This window comes from Streptomyces sp. NPDC002734 (assembly GCF_040295685.1).
Lineage (GTDB): Bacteria > Actinomycetota > Actinomycetes > Streptomycetales > Streptomycetaceae > Streptomyces.
The window spans coordinates 84,232-90,997 of the sequence record NZ_JBEOVU010000033.1 but is presented as its reverse complement, the minus strand read 5'-3'; the positions used below and the strand labels follow the sequence as shown (position 1 = coordinate 90,997).

Genomic DNA, 6,766 nt, shown 5'->3' with positions numbered 1-6,766 from the left:
AGACCGGTGCGGCCGGTCAGCGTGGGGTCGGTGGCTGCGGTGACCGAGGACCTGGCCGCGGCGGACGCCGTACCGGCCGTGGGAACAGGGCCCTGGCCGGCGCCACCGGTGCGTGGCCGCCGCCGAATCGCGCGTGGGTGCCCGCACCGCGGATCGCCGGACCCCCGCCGGTCCCGGGCTGGTTCGACAAGGTCAGGGGCGGGACCCCGGCCCCCGTGACCACGGTGACGCTGTGGGCCGCGCTCGCGGCGGGACTCGTCGCCGCCCTGGTACTCGCGGAAGGGCTCGGGGTCAACCTGCTGCTGGCCGCGGTCCCCGCCGCCGTCGCGGCCTGGGCGGCCGCCCGCCGCGCGAAGCGGGGCCCGCGGCCCTGGACGGTGGTCTGGGCCGTGGCCGGACTCGCGCTGCTCGTGGTGCCCGCGCTGCGCGACGCCGGCTGGCCGGTGTTCCTCGCGGTGGCCGGAGCCTTCGCCATGGGCGCGCTCGCCCTCAACGGGGGCCGTTCCTGGGCCGCCGTGCTGCTCGCCCCGCTCGGACTGTGCGGGGCCACCGTCCCGGGCTTCGCCTGGGCGGCCCGCGGGCTCAGGGAACGGGCCGCGGGCACCTCGGGCAAGCTGGGGCCCGTGCTGCGCGGGACCGGCGTGGCCGTCCTGCTGCTGATCGTCTTCGGTGCGTTGTTCGCGGGTGCCGACGCCGCCTTCGCGGACCTGCTGGGCAACCTCGTGCCCGACCTGGAGGAGCCCGCCGACGGGCCGCTGCGGCTGGTGACCTTCGCCGTCGGCGTCGTGGGGGCGCTCGCGGCGGCCCGCACCGCCGCCGCGCCGGTGCCCTGGGACCGCACCCGGATCCCCGCCGGGCGGCCCCGTGGCCGCACCGAGTGGGCGCTGCCGCTGATCGTGCTGACCGTGCTGTTCGCGGCGTTCAACGCGGTGCAGTTGGCGGTGCTGTTCGGCGGCTACGACGCGGTGCTGGACAAGACCGGCCTGACCTACTCCGAATACGCGCGCCAGGGCTTCTGGCAGCTGCTGATCGTCACCCTGCTGTTCCTGGTCGTGGTGATCGTCGCCGCCCGCACGGCGCCCCGGTCGGGGCCCCGCGACCGGGTGCTGGTGCGCGGCGTCCTCGGGGTGCTCTGCGCGCTCGCCCTGGTCGTTGTGGCCTCCGCGGTGCGGCGCATGGACATGTACGTCGACGCCTACGGCCTGACCCGGCTGAGGATCTCCGTGCTCGCCATGGAGTTCTGGCTGGGCCTGGTGATCGTCCTGGTCATGGCGGCGGGGGTCTGGGGCGCCCGGTGGCTGCCGCGCGCCGTCGCCGTCTCGGCCGCCGCGGGCGTGCTGGCGTTCGGCCTGATGTCCCCCGACGCGCTGATCGCTGAGCACAACGTCACCCGGTACACGGCGAACGGGAAGATCGACCGGATGTACCTGGAGGACCTGTCCGTCGACGCGGTGCCGGCCCTCGACCGTCTCGAGGAGCCCCTGCGCAGTTGCCTGCTCGCCGAGTACGCCGACGAGCTGGACGAGGACACGCCCTGGTACGCCACCAGCTGGAGCGAGCGGGAGGCCCGCCGGATCCTCGCCGACCGGCCGGCCGACCGGGACCTCCAGTCGTGCGACGTCGGCTCCCGCTGGGAGGACGACCTCTACGAGTAGACCGTCGGCCCCGTGCGGGGCTCCGGCTCCACGCGGCGCCTGACGGGGTTCTGCCGGGACCGGCCTCGCGGTGGACGCGGGCCGGTCCTCGCCCTTGGCCGGAGCCGGTCCGGGGGCACGCGCGGGGTGGGCCCGTGGGGCCGTGACGGGGCGCGCGAGATCGTTCGCAGGTGCGACCCGTAATGGATCGAGGGTCACTGAAGGCGCGACCGGTGACGTGCGGGCCGGAGCGTCGAACTGTGGCCCCCCTGCGCCGTGACGCCTCCCTGAGGGGTGGCGCTGCGGGGACGGTACCCCGCCCGCCCACGTGACCCTCCGAGCCTCACGTAACGTGCGCGAACGTGAACCGGGGCGGTGGCGATCGGGTCGGTGCGGGACCGGGGGTTCTGCCCGTCCGGGGGCGGCGTAGGCTAAGAGCGTCATGCCCTACGAACCGCCCACACACACCGTCGAGCGCTCCCTTCGCGCCACGACCGGAGCCAAGGTCGTCGCCGGCGTCGACGAGGTGGGTCGCGGCGCCTGGGCCGGCCCGGTCACCGTCTGCGCGGCCATAACGGGCCTCCGTCGTCCGCCCCAAGGCCTCACCGACTCCAAGCTGCTCACGGTGAAGCGGCGCAACGAACTCTCCGTCGAACTCCGCGACTGGGTCACCGCCTACGCGCTGGGACACTCCTCGCCCGAGGAGATCGACGACATGGGCATGACCGCCGCGCTGCGGCTCGCCGCGGTACGCGCGCTGGAGGCCCTTCCGGTCCGGCCGGACGCGGTGATCCTGGACGGCAAGCACGACTACCTGGGTGCCCCCTGGCAGGTGCGCACGGTGATCAAGGGTGACCGGAGCTGTGTCGCGGTCGCCGCCGCCTCGGTGATCGCCAAGGTGGAGCGGGACGCGATGATGGCGGAACTGGGCACGGCCCACGAGGACTTCGCCTTCGCGGCGAACGCCGGCTATCCGTCCCCCGTCCACCGCGCCGCGCTGGAGGAAAGGGGACCCACTCCTCACCACCGGCTGTCGTGGGCGTATCTTGATGCGCTGCCACGGTGGCGGCACCTGAAGAAGGTCCGCACCTGGGCGGAGGCGAGCGTTCCGGAGATCGAGGGCCAGCTGGGCTTCGACTTCTGACCGGCCCGCTTCCCGCGGTACCACCCCCTGACGTGCCCCCGACCCAATGGGGGCGCCGACATTTGACAGACATCGAGCCATGCCTCTCAGTCCCGAGGAGCCCCAGATTCCCGAGAGCGCCCAGGGCAGCACCGCCGCGGCCCCCAGCCGCAGCGTGCCGACCCCCCGCCCCGTCCCCGGCCCGCGCCCCGCGGCCGCCGCGCGTCCCGGCCGACCGGGTCCGCGCCCGGTCACGCCCGCACAGCGCACGGCCCCCAAGCCCACTCCGCAGGCCGCACCGCCGGCCCCGGCCGTCGGCACCCCGCAGATCCAGGTGATCCCCGCCCCGCTGGACGGTGCGCTGGACGCCGCGGAGGAGGCCGTCGACCTGCTGCTCGACTCCGGTCGCGCTCCGGGCGAGGTCCTGCTGATCACCACCGGCGACCCCCACCCGTGGGCCGCCCACGAGCTGTCCTTCGGCGAAGCCGCCTACTGGGCGCAGCACGACGCCGGTGACGACGTCTTCTACGCCGGCGCGGCCACGCTGGACCGGCTTGCGCCGCGTCCGGTTGCCGTGATCGCGGTCAACGGCGGCACCGACGCCGAGGTGGCCGAGGCGCTGCCGGCCGCGCTGCGCCTGGCCGGTGCGCTGCTGATCGTCTGCGGCGAGCCGCAGCGGGTCGACGCGGTGCTGGGCGCCGGGGTCTGATCCCTGGTCCGCCCGCGCCGCGGGCGGACCAGGGACGGTCGTCCCGTACGCCCGGCGGCCCCGCGCTCAGCGGGCCGCCGCGCGCCGCAGGATCTCGGACGCCGCTCCGCCCGTGCGGGGCAGCGGGATGGGGGCCGTGCCGCCGAACAGTTCGGCCGGCGACTCCAGATGGGGACGCCGGCCGCCGCGGCCCTCGCCCTGGACCTGCCAGCCGTCCCTGGTCAGGGTGATGTAGGCGCCGCAACGGAGCCCGTGCAGTGTGCAGGCGTCCCGCAGGCCCCACATCCAGGCACCGTCCTCCTCGGTCCAGCGGCTGTCGCCCTCACGGCAGTACAGCAGCACCGCCGTGCGCACCGGGCTGCGGCGGCGCAGGTCGTGGGGGATCACCCGGCGCAGCTGCGCCAGCAGGGCGTTGCGGAACATCCAGCCGTCCGCGGGCGTGCCCGGCCGGCGGACGAACGAGGCGCTGGCGCGCAGACGTTCGTCCGGATCGAGGACGGCGACCACCGCGGTGTCGGGTTTGGGCAGGTGCCTGGAGTGCAGGCCGTTGACGACCTCGCGAGGGCTTCGCAGCAGCGGCACCTCGGTGGCGCTCCACTCCGCGGGCTCGAGCAGGCGACTGGTGGACGCGGCGGACGGGTCGGCGGACGTCGACGCGGCTGCCGCGGAGGACGGGGCGAATCCGAAGGTCACGGTCCTCCCTTCGGCAGGTACGCCCACAGCGCGGGCGGGGTCGGATTCGGGGGAGCGCACCACGAGGCGCCCGGCCGTTCGACGGCGGGTCAACGCGGGGGCGGATCTCAATTCTTGCCCTCGAACTGAGCGTCGGCAACGAGCAATTGGGACCGCTGACCGCTTTCTGATGTTCCGTCTTGAATATCCCCGCCGCGCAGGCGCGCCAACCGGCGCACAGAGTAATCAGGACGCTCCGGTTCCGCCTGCCGCTCCGGTGAACCGCGAGTTCCGCGTTCCCGCCGACACGCTGCGTGTTCGTCGCCGCGCGCGAGCGGACCGGGCCGCGGCCCGGAGGGCCCGGGCCGCCCCGCTCAGGCCTGTACGGCCAGCACCAGCGGCAGCACCCCCGGCGCTCCCGCCCGGCGCAGGAGCCGGGCCGCCACGGCCAGCGTCCAGCCCGTCTCCGTCCAGTCGTCCACCAGCAGGACGGGGCCGGGAGCGCCCTCCAGCGCGGCGGCCAGGGCGGGCGGCACCACCAGGGAGTCGTACAGGGCCTTGAGCCGCTGCGCGCTGTTGCTCCGGTGCGGCGGCGGGGCGTCCTGGGTGTACTCCACCGAGCCCAGCAGCGGCAGCCGTCCCACCTCCGAGATCCGGGCGCCCAACGAGCCGACCAGCTGGGGGCGGGACCGGGAGGCCACCGTCACCACGCCCACCGGCCTGGGCTGTGCCCGCTCCACCCCAGGGGCCCAGCCACCGGGTCCCTTGGCCCAGTCCGCCAGCACCCCCACCACCGCGCGGGCCACGTCGTCCTGGACCGTCGCGTCGGGGGTCTGCGGAGCCAGCAGCGGGCGCAGGCGGTTGCCCCAGCCGATGTCCGACAACCGTCCGAGGGCCCGGCCCTCACCGGCCTGTTCGGAGGCGGGAATGCGCCCCTTGAGGTCGACGCCCACGGCCGTCATGCCGGTGGGCCACATCTTGCGGGGCTCCACCTCGACGCCGGCCCGGCCCAGGTCCGAACGGGCCGCGTCCACGGCTCCGGTGGAGGCGTCGGCGGTGAAGCGCGCCCCGGCGCAGTTGTCGCACCGGCCGCAGGGCGTGGCCTCCTCGTCGTCCAGCTGACGCCGCAGGAACTCCATCCGACAGCCGGTGGTGGCGGCGTAGGCGCGCATCGCCTCCTGCTCCGCCTCACGCTGCCGGGCCACCCACGCGTACCGCTCCGTGTCGTAGGCCCACGGCCGGCCGGTGGCGATCCAGCCGCCCTTCACCCGGCGCACCGCGCCGTCCACGTCGAGGACCTTGAGCATCGTCTCCAGCCGGGACCGGCGCAGCTCGACCAGCGGCTCAAGGGCGGGCAGCGACAGGGGACGGTCCGCGCCGCCCAGCACGTCCAGGGTGCGGCGCACCGTCTCCTCGGGCGGGAAGGCGAGCGAGGCGAAGTAGCGCCAGATCGCCTCGTCCTCCTTGCCCGGCAGGAGCAGCACCTCCGCGTGGTCCACCCCGCGGCCCGCGCGGCCGACCTGCTGGTAGTAGGCGATCGGCGAGGAGGGCGAACCGAGATGGACGACGAAGCCGAGGTCGGGCTTGTCGAAGCCCATGCCGAGCGCCGAGGTGGCGATCAGCGCCTTGACCTTGTTGTGCAGCAGGTCGTCCTCCGCCTGCTGCCGCTCCGCGTTCTCCGTCTTCCCGGTGTACGAGGCCACCGTGTGCCCGCGCCGGCGCAGGAAGGCCGTGACCTCCTCGGCCGCCGCGACCGTGAGCGTGTAGACGATGCCGGAACCCGGCAGGTCGTCCAAGTGGTCGGCCAGCCAGGCCAGACGGTGCGCCGCGTCCGGCAGTTCGAGGACGCTCAGGCTCAGGCTCTCCCGGTCCAGCGGCCCGCGCAGCACCAGCGCGCCGGAGTCCGCGCCGACCGCCCCGGTGCCGAGCTGCTCGGCGACGTCCGCCGTCACCCGGGCGTTGGCGGTCGCCGTGGTCGCCAGCACCGGCACGCCCGCCGGGAGCTCCTGCAGCATCGTGCGCAGGCGGCGGTAGTCGGGGCGGAAGTCGTGGCCCCAGTCGGAGATGCAGTGCGCCTCGTCCACCACCAGCAGGCCGGTGGTCGCCGCGAGGGCGGGCAGGACGTTGTCCCGGAAGTCCGGGTTGTTCAGCCGCTCCGGACTGACCAGCAGCACGTCCACCGAGCCGGCGGAGATCTCCGCCTGGACCGTCTCCCAGTCCTCCTGGTTGGCGGAGTTGATGGTCCGCGCGTGAATACCGGCGCGGGCCGCCGCCTCGACCTGGTTGCGCATCAGCGCCAGCAGCGGCGAGACGATCACCGTCGGGCCGCTGCCGCGGGCGCGGAGCAGGGACGTCGCCACGAAGTACACCGCCGACTTGCCCCAGCCGGTGCGCTGCACCACCAGGGCGCGGCGACGGTGGGCGACCAGCGCCTCGACGGCCCGCCACTGGTCCTCGCGCAGTCTCGCCCGCCCCGTGGGGTCGCCGACGAGCCGGGCGAGGACGGCGTCGGCCTCGGTCCGCAGTTCCGTGGTGTCGTGGTGCTGGTCCATGGCTCCATCAAACAGGACGGCGACGACAGGCGCGGTTTGTCCACAGGCCGGTCGTCCACAGCCGAACGGGTGACGG

The 6,766-nt window shown here is 74.9% G+C and carries 5 protein-coding genes; 3 read left to right on the top strand and 2 right to left on the bottom strand.

All coding sequences use genetic code 11. The features are described 5' to 3' along the window. Nucleotides 1–215: 215 nt before the first annotated feature. From ABT026_RS25655 to ABT026_RS25645, 3 genes are all read left to right on the top strand, one after another. Entirely contained in the window at nt 216–1,655 is a 1,440-nt protein-coding gene (locus tag ABT026_RS25655) for a DUF4153 domain-containing protein (RefSeq protein WP_351117499.1), read from the top strand. Between the two features lie 421 nt (nt 1,656–2,076). Further along, nucleotides 2,077–2,778, top strand: a complete 702-nt coding sequence (gene rnhB, locus ABT026_RS25650; protein ID WP_351117498.1) for a ribonuclease HII — start codon at nt 2,077–2,079, stop codon at nt 2,776–2,778. 79 nt (nt 2,779–2,857) lie between these two features. Then, nucleotides 2,858–3,466 carry a hypothetical protein gene (locus ABT026_RS25645; protein ID WP_351117497.1) on the top strand — a complete coding sequence of 203 codons (609 nt, stop codon included), beginning with the start codon at nt 2,858–2,860 and terminating at the stop codon, nt 3,464–3,466. A 66-nt stretch (nt 3,467–3,532) separates the two neighbouring features. Here ABT026_RS25645 and ABT026_RS25640 read toward each other — a convergent pair whose 3' ends face one another. Together ABT026_RS25640 and ABT026_RS25635 are read right to left on the bottom strand one after the other, a co-directional pair. Beyond that, entirely contained in the window at nt 3,533–4,159 is a 627-nt protein-coding gene (locus ABT026_RS25640; protein ID WP_351117496.1) for a hypothetical protein, read from the bottom strand. 353 nt (nt 4,160–4,512) lie between these two features. After that, nucleotides 4,513–6,690, bottom strand: coding sequence for a RecQ family ATP-dependent DNA helicase (locus tag ABT026_RS25635; protein WP_351117495.1), 2,178 nt, complete (start codon nt 6,688–6,690; stop codon nt 4,513–4,515). Nucleotides 6,691–6,766 lie beyond the last annotated feature (76 nt).

What these genes read in the sequence shown, in the direction of transcription:
- rnhB (WP_351117498.1), top strand. Translation starts at nt 2,077, where the DNA reads ATGCCCTACGAACCGCCCACACACACCGTCGAGCGCTCCCTTCGCGCC.
- ABT026_RS25645 (WP_351117497.1), top strand. Translation starts at nt 2,858, where the DNA reads ATGCCTCTCAGTCCCGAGGAGCCCCAGATTCCCGAGAGCGCCCAGGGC.
- ABT026_RS25635 (WP_351117495.1), bottom strand. Translation starts at nt 6,690, where the DNA reads ATGGACCAGCACCACGACACCACGGAACTGCGGACCGAGGCCGACGCC.